Origin of the sequence: Streptococcus parasanguinis, from assembly GCF_964238605.1 — a bacterium.
In the GTDB taxonomy this organism is placed as follows: Bacteria; Bacillota; Bacilli; order Lactobacillales; family Streptococcaceae; genus Streptococcus; species Streptococcus parasanguinis_AJ.
Genome location: NZ_CAXSMM010000009.1, coordinates 1 through 15,451 on the forward strand (window position 1 = coordinate 1; position 15,451 = coordinate 15,451).

General features: G+C 34.0%; 18 protein-coding genes. 9 read left to right on the forward strand and 9 right to left on the reverse strand.

What is annotated here, in order from left to right:
• The 5 genes from ACESR9_RS07325 to ACESR9_RS07345 all read left to right on the forward strand — a co-directional run.
• A partial coding sequence (locus ACESR9_RS07325; RefSeq protein WP_373106204.1) for a phage tail family protein occupies nucleotides 1-1,464 on the forward strand: 1,464 nt, incomplete at its 5' end.
• Nucleotide 1,465: 1 nt separating this feature from the next.
• On the forward strand, nucleotides 1,466-1,690 hold the full coding sequence (locus ACESR9_RS07330; RefSeq protein ID WP_001092961.1) for a hypothetical protein: 225 nt from the start codon (nucleotides 1,466-1,468) through the stop codon (nucleotides 1,688-1,690).
• 16 nt (nucleotides 1,691-1,706) lie between these two features.
• A complete protein-coding gene (locus ACESR9_RS07335; RefSeq protein WP_000734464.1) occupies nucleotides 1,707-2,819 on the forward strand; it encodes a CHAP domain-containing protein in 1,113 nt (370 codons plus the stop codon).
• A gap of 13 nt (nucleotides 2,820-2,832) precedes the next feature.
• Nucleotides 2,833-3,090 carry a MerR family transcriptional regulator gene (locus tag ACESR9_RS07340; RefSeq protein ID WP_000339502.1) on the forward strand — a complete coding sequence of 86 codons (258 nt, stop codon included), beginning with the start codon at nucleotides 2,833-2,835 and terminating at the stop codon, nucleotides 3,088-3,090.
• Between the two features lie 111 nt (nucleotides 3,091-3,201).
• A complete protein-coding gene (locus ACESR9_RS07345; RefSeq protein ID WP_001031496.1) occupies nucleotides 3,202-4,467 on the forward strand; it encodes a tyrosine-type recombinase/integrase in 1,266 nt (421 codons plus the stop codon).
• 360 nt (nucleotides 4,468-4,827) lie between these two features.
• Here ACESR9_RS07345 and ACESR9_RS07350 read toward each other — a convergent pair whose 3' ends face one another.
• Complete coding sequence (locus ACESR9_RS07350; RefSeq protein WP_350012058.1) at nucleotides 4,828-5,340, reverse strand: GNAT family N-acetyltransferase; 513 nt, start codon at nucleotides 5,338-5,340, stop codon at nucleotides 4,828-4,830.
• Between the two features lie 121 nt (nucleotides 5,341-5,461).
• Between ACESR9_RS07350 and ACESR9_RS07355 the strand changes: the two genes are divergently transcribed.
• Nucleotides 5,462-5,656: a site-specific integrase gene (locus tag ACESR9_RS07355; RefSeq protein ID WP_373106205.1), complete on the forward strand. Its 195-nt coding sequence runs from the start codon at nucleotides 5,462-5,464 to the stop codon at nucleotides 5,654-5,656.
• 410 nt (nucleotides 5,657-6,066) lie between these two features.
• Here the strand turns inward: ACESR9_RS07355 and ACESR9_RS07360 are convergent, their stop codons facing one another.
• From ACESR9_RS07360 to ACESR9_RS07385, 6 genes are all read right to left on the reverse strand, one after another.
• Complete coding sequence (locus tag ACESR9_RS07360; protein WP_006152950.1) at nucleotides 6,067-7,155, reverse strand: sensor histidine kinase; 1,089 nt, start codon at nucleotides 7,153-7,155, stop codon at nucleotides 6,067-6,069.
• Nucleotides 7,125-7,811, reverse strand: coding sequence for a response regulator transcription factor (locus ACESR9_RS07365; protein ID WP_006153168.1), 687 nt, complete (start codon nucleotides 7,809-7,811; stop codon nucleotides 7,125-7,127). Before ACESR9_RS07365 ends, ACESR9_RS07360 begins: the two co-directional genes overlap by 31 nt.
• Before the next feature lie 62 nt (nucleotides 7,812-7,873).
• Nucleotides 7,874-8,593 (reverse strand): ABC transporter permease, encoded by a 720-nt coding sequence (locus ACESR9_RS07370; protein ID WP_306474428.1) that lies wholly within the window; start codon nucleotides 8,591-8,593, stop codon nucleotides 7,874-7,876.
• A gap of 1 nt (nucleotide 8,594) precedes the next feature.
• Nucleotides 8,595-9,380 (reverse strand): ABC transporter permease, encoded by a 786-nt coding sequence (locus tag ACESR9_RS07375; RefSeq protein ID WP_350012056.1) that lies wholly within the window; start codon nucleotides 9,378-9,380, stop codon nucleotides 8,595-8,597.
• A 1-nt stretch (nucleotide 9,381) separates the two neighbouring features.
• Nucleotides 9,382-10,092, reverse strand: coding sequence for an ABC transporter ATP-binding protein (locus ACESR9_RS07380; protein WP_006153132.1), 711 nt, complete (start codon nucleotides 10,090-10,092; stop codon nucleotides 9,382-9,384).
• A 467-nt stretch (nucleotides 10,093-10,559) separates the two neighbouring features.
• Nucleotides 10,560-12,002 (reverse strand): serine/threonine-protein kinase, encoded by a 1,443-nt coding sequence (locus ACESR9_RS07385; protein WP_373106206.1) that lies wholly within the window; start codon nucleotides 12,000-12,002, stop codon nucleotides 10,560-10,562.
• Between the two features lie 413 nt (nucleotides 12,003-12,415).
• Between ACESR9_RS07385 and ACESR9_RS07390 the strand changes: the two genes are divergently transcribed.
• From ACESR9_RS07390 to ACESR9_RS07400, 3 genes are all read left to right on the forward strand, one after another.
• Complete coding sequence (locus ACESR9_RS07390; RefSeq protein ID WP_061597416.1) at nucleotides 12,416-12,781, forward strand: type II toxin-antitoxin system RelE/ParE family toxin; 366 nt, start codon at nucleotides 12,416-12,418, stop codon at nucleotides 12,779-12,781.
• Nucleotides 12,768-13,043, forward strand: coding sequence for a helix-turn-helix domain-containing protein (locus tag ACESR9_RS07395; RefSeq protein WP_135782885.1), 276 nt, complete (start codon nucleotides 12,768-12,770; stop codon nucleotides 13,041-13,043). The genes ACESR9_RS07390 and ACESR9_RS07395 overlap by 14 nt, the downstream gene beginning before the upstream one ends.
• 216 nt (nucleotides 13,044-13,259) lie before the next feature.
• Nucleotides 13,260-13,814: a histidine phosphatase family protein gene (locus ACESR9_RS07400; RefSeq protein WP_135782884.1), complete on the forward strand. Its 555-nt coding sequence runs from the start codon at nucleotides 13,260-13,262 to the stop codon at nucleotides 13,812-13,814.
• 328 nt (nucleotides 13,815-14,142) lie between these two features.
• Here the strand turns inward: ACESR9_RS07400 and ACESR9_RS07405 are convergent, their stop codons facing one another.
• The gene (locus tag ACESR9_RS07405) at nucleotides 14,143-14,778 is read right to left on the reverse strand and encodes an SdpI family protein (protein ID WP_373106207.1); all 636 of its coding nucleotides are present in this window, start codon (nucleotides 14,776-14,778) and stop codon (nucleotides 14,143-14,145) included.
• A complete protein-coding gene (locus tag ACESR9_RS07410) occupies nucleotides 14,765-15,046 on the reverse strand; it encodes an autorepressor SdpR family transcription factor (protein ID WP_373106208.1) in 282 nt (93 codons plus the stop codon). Before ACESR9_RS07410 ends, ACESR9_RS07405 begins: the two co-directional genes overlap by 14 nt.
• Between the last annotated feature and the right edge of the window lie 405 nt (nucleotides 15,047-15,451).

Here is a 15,451-nt window from a genome sequence, read left to right on the forward strand (position 1 = left end):
ATTGCTGGAACATCAGGTGGTCTGTATCTACTAGATACCATTAACCATGTTTCCCAAGATGTTACTAAAAATATCACTCATATTAAAGTAGAATATGGAAAAAATAAGACGATCAAAATCGGTGATTCCATGGCAGATAGTTATATAGCAGAAACCTCTTATAAAGCCTATGTCTTTGTCAATACTGGCCAAGAAAATGGTAAATATAAGAATAGCCAAAATGGAAAACAAGAAACTTTTGACGATAGTAAGGTATTAGGAACAGGCGATAAAAATGGAAACTTTACAGCGGTTAAATCCAAAGACCGTTCTAAATATCTAGATGAACTAGGCAATGGAGCTAATGAAGATGGCGAAAAGAACCGTTGGGTTTCGGCAATGCCTGATTTCATCTTTACTCGTATGTTTTATGTCATTTTTAAAATTTTTGACGCTTTTGTATTAGCAATACCAGTTATTTTGATTCAAATGTTAAATGTCATTGCTCAGACACTCGTTCTGATGATGATCCTGCTCTTTCCAATTGTGCTATTAATGTCTTTTGTGCCAAGAATGCAAGATTTGATTTTTGGAGTTCTAAAAGTCATGTTTGGTGGGTTACTTTTCCCAGCTATCACAAGTCTATTAACTCTATTAGTTTTCTATATTGAGAAAATGATCGAAAACATTATCATTACAGGCTTTGATGGCATTCTTAAAACACTCCCATCCTTGATTATCTTTGGCCTTGTTTTTAAACTACTCATTTCAGTCGTCTCAAAGGGACTCGTATATTTCTTTCTATGGAAATACAAAGCTGAACTGATCCAATTCATTCTTGGATCCAAAGCTCGAATGGTTGCGAATGATATTGGAAACAAAGTTGAAAAAGGGGTCACAAAGACCAGAGAGGTAGCTTCACAAGTACCATCGAGAAGTCTTTCATCTGCTCAACATCTTGGGAATTTTGCCTTAGCAGGTGCTGGTTTCGGAGCCGGAATGGTGATGAATGCCAAAAGTCACTTCCAAAATGTCGGATCTTTCTTTACCAATAAGGAATCAGAGCACCAACCTGATGAAGTGCTCCCAGCAGAAACACTTGAGACTCCGATAAGTCCAGATGCTCCAGAACCAAGCATTCCGAAAACAAAGCAAACGCTAGAAGGGATTAAACCAGTTGAAGAAAAAATACCACCAACTCCTTCAATGGAATCTGCAATCACAGTAGAGCCAACACCAAGTTCAAACGAGGAATTTCAAACTCTTAAAGAAGAGTGGATTTCTCCATTTAAACAGCTCCGCATTAATAGTATTGAGCACAAATTAGAGGAATATAAAGATCCTCAAGCCATGTACAAAGCCCAAGGATCCAATGCCTTCACTCGTGCTTATAGGAAAACCATGACACGAGATGATAAATTGAGAACCAATATTGAACGAAGAGACCGATTAACAGAACGCTTAAGACAACTTAGAGGAGAATGATATGAATACCAAGATACGCTCAAGAACTGCTTTTCCAAGAGTTCTTGAAGAAACTCTTTATCAAGCCTACCAAGAAGGAAAACGCTCAGTCGATTTCCTTCTTTTGTTTCCAGTATCAGAACAAGAAAGAGACAAAATCATCTTACAGGCTAAGTCCTATTCAGTCGTTTTAGATGCAAAATGGCGTTTTGGGACTGTTCTGTTCACTGCTTATATAAGACATTAACTAGAAAGGAGATTCGATGAAAAAACTAAAATGGTTTCTATTAGCCGGTCTCATTCCTCTCTTTCTACCGGTCCTCATCATCATTATCCTTATGGGGGCTGTCGGAGGTGGTGGAACGAATGGCTCACCTCAATCCCAAAATGGAGTGACCTATGCGGATCACTGGTCAGATGGAGATCCCTATACTCACAACCTACTGGTTCATCGCTTCGGTATTACAGCAGAGCAATTAGACGGCTTTTTAGATACGTTAGGAATCTCCTATGATAAGAACCGAATTAATGGAAAAAAGCTCCTCGAATGGGAAGCTAAATCTAATCTTGATGTCCGTGGAATCGTTGCGATCGCACTGAATGAAAGTTCCCTTGGAACTGCTGGGGTAGCCACTAATCCTGGAGCCAATATGTTTGGTTTTGGGGCTTATGATTCCAATCCAGAATATGCCAATAACTTTAATGACGAGGTTGCGGTTGTCGGACTAACCCAACAAACCATCATTGGAAATAAAAACCAAACCTTCAAAATTCAAGATGACAAGGCTAAAAAGTTTGCGAATGGTACTCTAAATCCCTCTACCGATGGTGGTGTTTATTTCACAGATACTACAGGATCCGGAAAAAGACGTGCAGAAACCATGCAAAAACTGGATGCCTTCATTGATGAACATGGAGGAACTCCAAAAGCTCCTGAACAAACTACAGGAAAAACTAGAGATGGTGGAGGAGTAACTTCAAACGATATCCCTGTTGGCTACAGTCTAACAACAGCTATTGACACTACTGGCTATATCACAAGCACTTATCCATGGGGACAATGTACCTGGTATGTCTTCAACCGTGGAAAACAAGTCGGAGTCAACTTTGATCCATTTATGGGAAATGGTGGACAATGGATGAATAAACCAGGCTTTACAACAACCCACACACCAACAGAGCACTCTGCTCTATCATTTAGCCCTGGACAAGCTGGAGCTGATCCAATATACGGACACATTTCATTTGTGGAACAGGTCAAATCAGATGGTTCAATTCTCGTCTCAGAGTGTAATGTAAAAGGGTTAGGAATAATTAGTTACCGCACATTTGATGCAGAAACTGCCAAACAATTTACCTATGTTATTGGACATTAGAAAGGATAATTATATGGATGCACTACAACAAGTAAAACTAGATAAAATTGAAAATCTTCTTCAAGTATTGGTGAACCTTCTTGACAAAAAAAGCAACTCCAATCACTTGGAAATTATAACTCAAAAAGAAGTTCTAAAAGAATTGAATATATCACCTAACACGCTGAAGAGTTGGGAAAGAAAAGGACTAGCTCGTCTGGAACCACCTATTGAAGGAACGAGAACAGTCTACTATAAACGGCAAGACATCATTAAATTTCTATCAACTTAATAGTAAAGCAGGAATGCAACAAACAACTCAGGAATATGCTAAAATAAAATCATCTTAAAAGAAGGTGAGGGTCTTATTTTAGTCTTTTAAATATCCGAATTAAGAGGCAATATGAATAAAGAAACCATTCAACACAACAATAAAAAAGTTATAAAAACTACCAAGCAGAACGGTGAAATAAGCTATTCAATCAAAGGTGTTTATATCGGAACAGATATTAAGACTGGTAAGCGAATTACAAGAACAATCACTGCTAAAACATTAAAAGCTTTAGATAGAAAAATTGTTGAATCCAAAATTCAATTTGAAAAATCTGGGTCAACTATTAAAGAAACTATCCAAATTGGTAATTTTGAAAGTTTAGCTGAATTTTGGTTTAGCCATTTTAAAACTTGGGTATCTTCGCAAAACACAATAAACCGTGTTCGAGGGTACTTAGATACTTACATCATTCCACAATTTGGCAATTATAAACCTGAGCAGATCGAAGCATCAGATATTCAATTATGGCTAAATCGATTAGTAAAAAAAGCCAAACAAGCAATTGAATCTGGAAAAAAACGTGCCCCGAAAGGCAGTGCAAAAGATTTTGGTGCAATGGCACATAAAATGAGTGATATTTTTGATTTTGGAATAACAAATTGCGGTTTGAAAACCAATCCTGCAAAGACAATCAAGATACCACCAAAACCCAAAGCCATTAAAGAACGTATCATGGTCCTTCATGATGAGGATTTAAAACTTTGGCTAGCTTACCTTGACACACTACCAAACACGAGAGCAAATCGGCGGTTTAAAATCATTTGTAATACATTACTGGCTTCAGCACTACGAATCAATGAACTATTAGCTTTAGAAATTACTGATCTTGATTTTGAAACTAATGAAATCATTGTCAATAAAACTTTAATGTGGAAAAGTGCTAATAAAAAATTGAACCAAAAAGGAGGGATTATTTGTAAGAATTCTCCTAAAACTGATGCCGGTAATCGTAGAGTTGCTGTTCCGATATCAACTTTAGAAGGACTAAGGGAATTTCATCAAGAAATGAATCTCTATTTTAAAGAACATCATTTACCAAGATCCAAATTGATATTTCCTACGATTTATGGAAATTATATGTGTGATAGAAATGAGCGTGCAACTCTAAAAAAACGACTTATCGAATTGGGACTACCAAATTATGGGTTTCACCTATTCCGACATACACATGCCTCTATGATGCTCAATGCCGGAACTAACTGGAAAGAGCTACAACATAGGATGGGACATAAGTCTATTACCACAACTATGGATACATATGCTGAACTAGCACCAAAGAAAAAATTCGAAGCAGTTGATATTTTTCTGGATAAATTACAAGAACTCACAGATTAATACAATCACTACCTTTATCACTACCTTTTTTCTTCAAAAACCTATACTCCTTGATATGACAAGGGGTACAGGCCGATTATTTAACCCTTACAGAAGTGAAGTAAGCATTCAATACGAATCAATACATAAGAAAAACGCTGATTTCAAGCGTTTTTTCTTTTTGCCAAATGCGATATATTGCACTGTATTTCAATTCAAACTCTACCTTTTTCTCTACCTTTTTTTAAGACCTGGCTTATGAAGCTCTAGTGGAGGAGTTAGAGTGGATGTTGCACTTATTCTTGCAATTTATCATATAAAAAAGTAGACGAATGTCTACTAGAAATGTTGAGGTTTGGCAAACGGCTGGTAATGATGATGCTATAGATTCCTTATCTCAAATACTGCCGTATTAATCCACTCGTTATTCATTTGAAAGTCATTTTCTATGATTTTACTAAAGGTAAAACCATTTTTTAAAAGCACTCTCTGAGAAGCCAGATTGTACGTTGCCGTCCCCGCGATAATCTTATGTAAACCATAAGTAGTAAAGGCCTTTTCTAAAACGAGTTTAACCGCTTCACTTGCATAACCTAAATTAGTAACATTTTCTCCGATCCTATATCCAAGTTCTGCTGTTTTTCGATCATCCTCTAAGACACTTAAATTGATTCTTCCGACCATAGTACCTTGTGCATCTCTAATAAGATGCATGTAGACATCATGATTCTCTTGTTCCCTTAACAATTCCCTTGTAATTTCTTTAAAACCTTCAGAATCAAAATAGTGAGCTGGTCTAGGAGGTAAACATCGCTCAAAATACTCTCTATTTTCTTTTTCAAAAGAATAAACATCTATGCTATTTTCTTCAGACATCAACTCTAAACTTATCATTATAAACCATCTCCTATCATTCTCTAAACTCAAATTCACTCATGTTCACACAAAGTGACATTTACAAAATTTAAAGAGATATCTTAATTTTTTCATATCGTATCTACATTATAACATACTTATGAAGAAAAATAATATCCATCAAGGACCTCATAAATTCCAACATCTTGCTAAACAAGCAGGTTTTTCTCTTGAGGCCATTTCAGAAGCACTTACTCATAGTGACATCCAAATAACGAAGACTTATGTCAATACTACTGAAAAAGTAAATCAAACAGCAGGAGAAATAGCCTTTAAAAGTCTCAAAAAGCAATAGGGTGAACTTGGGGTGAACTTGGGGTGAATTTTGGGGTGAACTTTAGTTTTTTGAACAAAAAAAGACACCCAAGAGGAAATTCTTGAATGTCTGTAAACGTTGATAGTATCGTATTGATTAACGTTTTGAGAATTGTGAAGCTTTACGAGCTTTCTTAAGACCTGGTTTGAAAATACTTTATTTCAGATAAGTTTAACACGCTTCTTATAAATTCCTAGCAAGCAACAACTACTTATTTGTTTCAACAAAATTAAATAAGTTTAATCAAAACAGTGGAATTACTTTAAATATAATATTCTCAATTATAATTTACAAATAGTTTGCTTTAAATTACAGTATATAATAGAAAAAACAGAGGTATGAAAAAATGTTTTACTGTACGGAACTGCATTTAATCAGATAATAACTCGCTATGATTTAATACAATTGAGACTCATTATAACTTCTGCTCCCTCGTCTCTATTTTTCAACTCAACTCGGCCTTTGTGCAGTTCTGCAACTCTACATACAAAACTAAGTCCAATACCAAAATGTTGCTCTTTAACCGTTCTAGCTTTATCCATACGATAAAAGAGCTTCCCAAAATTAGTTAAAACTTCATCTGGAAATTCAGAGCCATTATTCCATATCCCTATTTTCAATTCCTTCCTCACTTGCTCTACCCTAATTTTAATTTTAGGATTCTGTTTATCTGCATACTCCAAAGCATTTGTTAAAATATTTTGTATTGCACGAATCAGAAGGGATGGATTTATATAATATCTTTCCGTTCCTTTCACATTTTGTTCAAAAGAAAACTTCATCTGATTTTTTATCAAAAAAGAGACTTCTTTCTCTAATTCATTAATAAAATCTGAAGAAGAATACTCCGTCCAACCTGTCTCATCATCATAGTAAGTTTTAGAATAATGAATCAACTGATTAAAATAATCAAGTAAGCGTTGACTAGCACGAACGATATCTGCTAAACATTCTTTAGACTGCTCATCTTTAGTGGAAGTGTGCAAAAATTCTGCATTCCCTTTGATGATAGTTAGAGGTGTCTTCAAATCATGAGAAACTGCTGAAACCTGAAACATCAAGTCTTCTTTCTGTTGCTTCTCATCATCTAATAGCTGTCGAATACGATTTTGCATCACAATGATGCGATTACCAGTCTCCCAAAATTCCTTAATAGTCATTTTATCAATACTTTCGCTCTCCAGCCACATACTCTTTGTATAAATCGAGTTCATTTCATAACTCAATTTTCTCAATAGTTTTCCCATATGATAACTTATTAGAATGATCAATAAAACACAAAGATACACCCATGAGGATACATTGAAAAAGATTGATAAAACACCACTATTTTTTAGAGGCTTCCCATCCTCCCTTATTTGTATGGATACAGAAGCTAAGGGAATAAGATAAGCTAATAACAAACCAAGACCAAACTGCCAAATAATTCTCCAACAAGTTTCTAGAATTAATTGTCTAAAACTTTTGATTCTACCCATTGATATCCTCCACCGTACAAGGTTTTAATTGGATTTAACTGATATGGTTTCAGCTTTTGACGAATTTGATAAATATACTCTGAAACCGAACGTAAAAGAGCATCTGAATTTTGTGGATAAAGATAATTATAAATCTCCTCAATTGAGTATATTTTATTTGGGTGACTTGCTAGAAGGCTGACAATATCAAATTCCCTTCTTGTCAATGGAATCTTATCATTCTTTATAAATAGTTCCTTACTATCAGTATATAGTATAAGCTTCCCACTTTTTATCTGATGAATAGTTCCTTTAGTCCGTTCTTCACGACGTAGGTGCATTTTAACACGTGCTAAAAGTTCTGGCATACTAAAGGGTTTCATAATATAATCATCAGCGCCTGCATTGATTCCAGCCACCAAATCTTCAGCCATATCCTTAGCAGTTATAAAACAGATAGGAACAGTTATCTGATCGCGAATCATCTGACAGATTTCTAAACCACTAACAGGCATCATAATATCTAACAAAATCAAGTCAAAATCTGTAAAATCACAAAGATCAATCTCTTCTATGTTATTTCGTATGACTACTTCATATTTTTCATATTCTAGTACCTTTTTTATTAGGCGAAGAATAGCAAGATCATCATCTACCACTAAAATTTTATAAGCCATAACTCACGCTCCTAAATAATATTATATCATTAACTGAGAAAAAGACAGGATAGCCCCTGTCTTTAGCGTACATTTCTTTCTCTAAGAATCAGTGTAGCAAATACAAAAACAATTAATAACCATACTATTTGTATCCCTAAGCCTTTCCACACTGGATAATAAAGTGATAAAGGATGGATATAGTAACAGTTCATACTCGCTAGTAAGGGTAAATTTCTAAATAAAGAACTGAATTGTAATAACATTTGCCCTAGACCCAATAAAAGTGATAAACTTATTCCCAAAATTAAGGTAAAAGATCGGAAAATAAATACAAAAATACCACTTAAAAGAGAGAAGGTTAAAATAGAAATACAAACTGGAAAAAGGATTGTTAGAACATTTTTAATATTGCTCAAAAGATTGATATTGTAATATCCTTGAGCAAGTAGTATACATACTGATATTATAGCTAGCAATAATACAATTTCCACACATAACACAATAGCTAGTTTACATATTATAAATTTTAAACGATTTGGACATGTAAGAAAACTTGTACGAAGGCTAGAACCTGTAAATTCTTGACCTATAAATAGTACAGCTAGACTAATAAAACCTGCCTGTCCTAAATAGAGACTTTGCAGTAGCTGTTCCAAAACAAAGTGTAGAGTCAACTGATCTGGTTTACTATTTAAAAAAATAACCATCGGCGGAACACAAAGTAATAGAGCACCTATAATCAACCAATGCCAAGGATTCATCATAAACTTGAGATACTCACTTTTAAATTGCTCTTTCAACTCATTCCCCTCCTCCAACATCTGACTGAAGCACGCGGTAAACTGCCAAAGCCAAGAATGACAAATTCCAACAAAGTAAAAGCAAAATATTTTGTAAACTATTCTGTTCTAACATTTGAGGAGATGTCGCAATCAGTCCATAGCTCAATGAAACTGGAAGAAATTTTGCAATTGATATATGGTCGGCTAAGAATGTTCCTAAATTGTAGACTTGAGGAAGCAAAAACAATAGGGGAACAAGGGCTTTTTTAAATGTTAAAGCCAGAATATAGGCTAGAAGTCCCAACAATGTCCAAGCTATGCTGTCTAAAAACATATAGAACCAAACTGTCCCATTTAGTGAAAATAGCAATAAACCATCTTGTCCTAAAACATAATGTGTCATGTTAATCGTCAGAAATATTGATAGGAAGGAAATGACAAAAGAAAATACCAGCCAAATTAATGTCTTTGAAACTAAGAGAGTAATTCGACTCGTATTAGAGAGGAGGCTTGTGCGAATAGCAGAGTCTTTATACTCTTCAGCTCCGTAGATTGAGCCTAAGATAATCATAAAAAAAATGCCAATTAGAGTAACATCAAATCCTAAAAATTCAATAGGTGGAATAGCTTCTACTAACTCTGGATTTGTCTCTGGTGTAGCATGGATACCAACTGAAACAATTTGAGATGCACCAATATTTGCTAAAAACGTTTGAAATACTAGTATCAAAAATAGTACAACATGAGTAGCTCTCTTATAAAGTAATTTCAAGATTTCAGAATGAAGAGAGTAAATAAGTGCCATGTCAATTTCCTCCCTCTGTTAAACTAAAGAAAACTTCCTCCAGTGAAGAAAGATTTCTGATCACTTCTTGTAAAGTCCCTTTTATAAGAACTTTGCCTTTATTTATGATGACCACATCATCTGTCACTGCTTCCACTTCCGATAATATATGAGATGATAGCAAGACGGTCTTTCCTTCTTGAGCTTGTTTTTTTATAAACTCTCTAAACCACCGAATTCCTCTTGGATCCAAACCATTTGTCGGTTCATCCAATATCAGATATTGAGGATTTCCTAATAGAGCTGTTGCAATCCCCAAGCGTTGTCCTTCTCCTAATGATAATTTTCCAATTTTAGATTTTTTCTTATGACTAATATCCACCATATCCAAGACTTGCTCAATTCGCTGACTCGATATCCCATTACTAACAGCAACAATTTTCAAATGTTGATAAACAGTCCGATCATCAGGAGCTCCGACACTGTCAAATGAAGCTCCTACAGTCTTTAGAGGAAATTTTAATTCCTTATAAGTTTGATCTCCAATTTTGGTGAGACCAGATGTTGCTTTGTCTAATCCTAATAAGATACGTAAGGTTGAACTTTTACCAGCTCCATTTGGACCTAAGAAAGCAGTTACTCTTCCTGCTTTTGCTTCAAAAGAAATATCTTTTAAAATTTGAGTTTGACCATATGACTTACATAGATTTTTAATGGTAATACTTTGTTCCATAGATTTCTCCTATTCAATTTGTTGTATCATTTGAAACAAGTATATATTAATCAATAATTTTCGGATTTTTTTCAGAATTTTACTTTTTGTAGAACTGTTTTCATCAAAATAATCTCATCAGATATATAAACCAACAGATGAATTATAGATTATCCTTTATTCCCTTTATCATTTAAATTCTTTTCAAAAAAGGATAGACCTTTGACTTTCCGAAAATTAGTATTTTCTCGAAAGTTGAGAGTTTGAAATGATGAATATGCAAGACTTAATTTAAGATTCTTTAGGTCTTGATATCATTAGAAATCTTGATTTTAAAAGCTTTAGAGTTCAAAAAAATTAACGATATTCAATAATATTACATTATATTGGACAGTAAATGGACAGTGACAGAGTGTTTGAAGGAGAGTAAAAGAGGCTTAAATGCCTCTTTTTGAGTGTTTACACATAATTATTGACAGTATCCATAACTACTCACCATCTAAAATATTTTCTAACATTGGTTCGATAGAACTATGTTTCAAGTCCTCTATAAGCCTCTGGGCATAGAAACGATTTACTTCCCGAGCTACATAATATAACATCCTTGCAGCCATTTCTTTACTCAAGTAATCAAAATGCTCATCTTTTAATATATCAAATGCAAGAGATGCAAAAATATCATTTGAAGAAAAAGAGGTTGCAACTTCTTTTAATGATGGAAAAAGTTTTTGAATCAAGAATAGTGCATTTTCTGGGCTTATTTTCATAAATTTAATGCAAGCCAATTTGTAATTCTCTCCTATGTCAATAAGTTCCCGACACAAATCCACATTCGAAATATTATTAAGATATATCGTTATTGTTTCATCATATTCTCTCTGTTGAATTTTTTTTAATATTTTCTGCTTTGAATCCTTTTGATGAAAAATTCGCAGGTGATAACTTAGTTGTTCAAGCATTTCCCCTGCATCTCTAAACCTTAATTCTGGTTGATAAGAGGTGGCTTTTTGAACAAAAGTTCGTAGAACATGTTTTTCGTTGGTTGGGTTTCCAGTTAAACAAAAATTAACCACCTTTCCTAATGAATAGATATCACTCATTTTAGTTGCATTTTTTAGACCAGTTATCTGTTCTGGCGCACAATAATAAAACTGCCCATAATTATTTGTGTTCATAGTCAAATGAGAATGATTGACAGTAGAATCTTTAGCTAATCCAAAATCAGATATCTTTATAAGCCCATCACATAGAAAAATATTGCTTGGACTCAAATCTCTATGATAGATACCTCGAGAATGAACATCAGCCATTATTGTCAATATTTGAAACAACAGATTAAATATTTGGTTTAATTTTAATTCATTATTTACAATATAATCATTTAAAGTAAAATCAGCTTTCTCCATCGTATAGCTAAACTCTGACTCATCGAATTCATAAACTTTAATAATCCCATTTACTTGCGATAGAGACTGCATAATTTCAAACTCTCTTTTAAAGCGACTTTTTAGAGCAGAGTTCTGTTTATATTCATTTTTCAACTTTTTCACAATCCGTTGAGAATGTTTTTGTAAATAAATTTCAGCAAAGCCACCTTTAGTGAGAAAGGACTCGTCAGTTTTTATTATTTCTTTCCCCATATGGGCATAGGAATTTAGCATTTCTTTTAACTTCTCTGCTTGTTTATTCTTAATATCAGTCTTTTCAGAACTACTATCTGGAAGGTCATCATAATAAGTTAGTAAATCCCTTACCAACTTAATAATATCGTTATCAAGAGCTTCATCTATATATGCTTCAAATGACTTTCCTTTTGACAAACCGTACTTTTCCTGAATTTTTACACCAATGGAGTGATAAGTAAATTTATCAAAAGTACGATTTGAAAAATCTAGAACATATCCACCCTCATTAAAAAATTTTTTTATCATGTTTTTATCATGAAATGTGATTTTCGACATTATGATCCCATTCTAACTTATAAAACAATTCTCAAGTTAAACAAAAATTACTGCACATCAATTTCAATTACTATTATACCAAATCGAATCTATGATATTTATCTTTTCAATTTTTTAACAACATGATACAACACTATCCTAATATAGAAATTCATCTAAAATTACAAGAAATACCCAAAATGTTCCTTTGGCATACATATATGTCACTTAGAGTTTATCTCAACCGTCAATAGATGGAATAAATTTACTACTATTTTCACAACCAAAACTAAGATTAAGAATAAAAAATACATAATGACTATATGATTGTAGCATAGCATTTGGATAAAGTTCACACCATTATTCTTGAAGAAAAGAACAATATATGCTATCATGGAGGTACAATGAAAAAGCCAAAATTTGAGTTTTATACTCGGTTAAATGGACACACCGAGTTCCTAGAATTTTTACAAACTATACCAATTAAAGACAAACAAAAATTACTGGCAACTATCGCCACTATACAAGAGCATGGTCTTTTAGTTGCTCAACGTATGGAATGGGTGAAAAAGCTAGATGACGACATCTTTGAAATCCGCTCAAAGGTTGCTTCTAACATTCAAAGGGCACTTTATTTTCATGTTATCAATGAACGCTATATCATCACCCATGGCTTTACCAAAAAAACACAAAAAACACCCCAGAGTGAGATAAAACACGCTAAGGATTTAAAGAAAGAATTTGAGGACAACAACCATGACCACAATTAAATTTGATGATTTTTTAGAAAACGAACTAGCAGACAATAAATTTAAAGAAGGGTTTTTAACTGAAAAAGCTATTTTGGAAAGTGCTATTGCAGTTTATGACGCACGACAAACAGCAGGTCTCACCCAAAGAGAGCTAGCTTCCCTATCTCATGTCCCACAGTCTACCATTGCTCGCATTGAACGTGGAAATAACACAAGCATTGAAACAATGAGCAAAATTGCACTTGCTCTGAATAAAAATCTAACTATCAACATAAGCTAATAGTCAAATTAAGCTCTCAAAAAAGCTGATGAATTTATATTTCATCAGCTTTTTTGAGAGCTTAATTTAGCTGAATAAAACAGATAAAACCTGCCCATTGGGTGGGGGGGTGAGTAAAATGAATGAATCTACTTGACAATTAATAGTTAAGTAAGATAATATGAGCTTATAAAACAACTTTCCTCCTTATATGTATTTTCAGCGTAATTATAATTCATGAACAATTCTTATATTTTACTTAGACATGCTCATTCGAGATTTTCGAGTGATGATTTTAATAGAACTTTATCGGAAGAAGGATTTGTATCTCTAAAGCAATTGGAGTTTTTGAATTCTTTTAATATTGATTACTATTTTTCTAGTCCTTATAAGCGAGCTTTTGAGACAGTAAATAGTTCTCCTGTACAATTTGATAAGATAGTGCTTGATGATCGTTTGCGTGAAAGAAAATTATCTTCAAGATTTATTGAAGATTCTGAGTTTGAAGAAACGATTCAATATTTATGGCAAAATCCAGATAAATCACTTATTGGAGGTGAATCTAATCAAGAAGCATTAATGAGAATCTTAGATTTATTGCAGGATTTAGAAGAAAGGTATTCAGATAAAACCATTTTACTGAGTTCTCATGGAAATTTGCTAGGAATCTTAATCAATCATTTTGATCCAAATTTTGATTATAAAAAATGGAAGCAGATGACTTTTCCAGATTGCCTTCTAGTTGACAAAGATGATAGTGTGAAAAGAATTATGAAAGTTACTTCTGGGTAATCATTTAGTTCAATCTATCTGATTTTATTTGATACTGTCAATAATTTTGTGTAAACACCCTAGTAGAGTTATGGAGTTTTAATCAAATAAGCTTTCAAGTTTGTCAGAACAATTCAAGTAGGTTTATTTTTTATTAAAATTTTGATCTTAACAAAATAAAACTTTAATATAGCTAAAATATAATGTATGAACTATATTTTAAAGAATATCACATCTTTTATTTCCTTGATAAATTGCGTATTTAATATAACCATAAATTCTATACAAGCACAAAAACAACCGGAAAAGAAACCGTTCACGACTGCTTCTTCTCTGGTTGTTTTTTATACTAACGATTTTTCCGACTTAACTGATAAGAGTACATCACAGGGATAAGGACAATGGTGAGGATGACCAGCACCAGTACATAAGACAGCGCGAATTGAATACCTGCTTCAAGTAGGAGGATCAAACCTCCGAGGACCCACAATTTCCCTGCCAAGCGATGGGTTTTGTGCCAGTTATCTTCACTCTGCAAGGTCCAAGGCAGACGGATTCCAACCGTGTGATTCACTTTTAGCTTAGGCATGTAATTGCCCATGATTACAAAGATGAGCCCTAGCAGAACCGAAACAAAAACTGATGGATTGGTAGTAGATCCTAGCGCCTTGCTATAGATGAGATAGGAGGTACTTAAGGAAACGATTGGGGTCAACCAGTAAATCGCTCTGATCATTTTCTCATTCATAGCGCTATTCTTAGAATCGCGACCGATCATAAAGATCATAAACAGATGCACCATGAGATCGAAAATAGGAAGACCAAACACAACCAGGGGTTTCGATTGGAAGTTATTGGCCTGGCCAGCAAAATTGAAGTGAATCGGGATTTGGTTAGGCAATTGCGACCAAATCATCAGCCCCCAAAGCATGGGGAAAAGGATCACCATAGAAGTTAATAGCAATAGTTTTTTATTCGTTTTCATCAGTAGAGTCTCCTTTCAAATCAACGAGCCAGACCATTAAATCCTCCAAGACTGAAGTATTGAGTTCATAGTAGATAAAATTCTTCTCTTTTTCCTCTCGAATTAAATCTGCCTGCTTGAGGAGGCTTAAATGATGGGAAATGGTCGCTCCTGCCACATCAAAGTGACCAGCGATATCTCCAGCAGATAATTTTCCCGCCTTTAGCAGTTCTAAGATACTTCTTCTTATCGGATTCGATAAAGATTTAAATGTTTGCGCAAAATTCATCTCTATCTCCTCTAATCTATTTAGATTTCTTTCTAAATAGATTCTAGTACTTTCGGAGGGGTTTGTCAACTCTATTTAGAAAAAAATCTAAATAGTTTCTGTTGTAAAAAAATATCAGACCTAAGACCGATTCTTATAAGCAGCGTCTTTTCTTAAGTTTTCTTTAAGAAACCAGCCTTATAATAAAACCATCAAATGAAGACCTCCTAACTTTGTTTGATAGAAAATCCTAAACTTTTTCATAATAATCTCCCTATAAGGGCCACCAAAACCGGTGGCTTTTTCTATGTACCTTAGTGAGTCAAGTCCAATAGGGACTTAGACGAACTTAGGTACATTGATGCAGTTCGAACGACAGTGAGAACTACGATCCTTATAATACTTAATGAGGTGAACTCAGAGAGT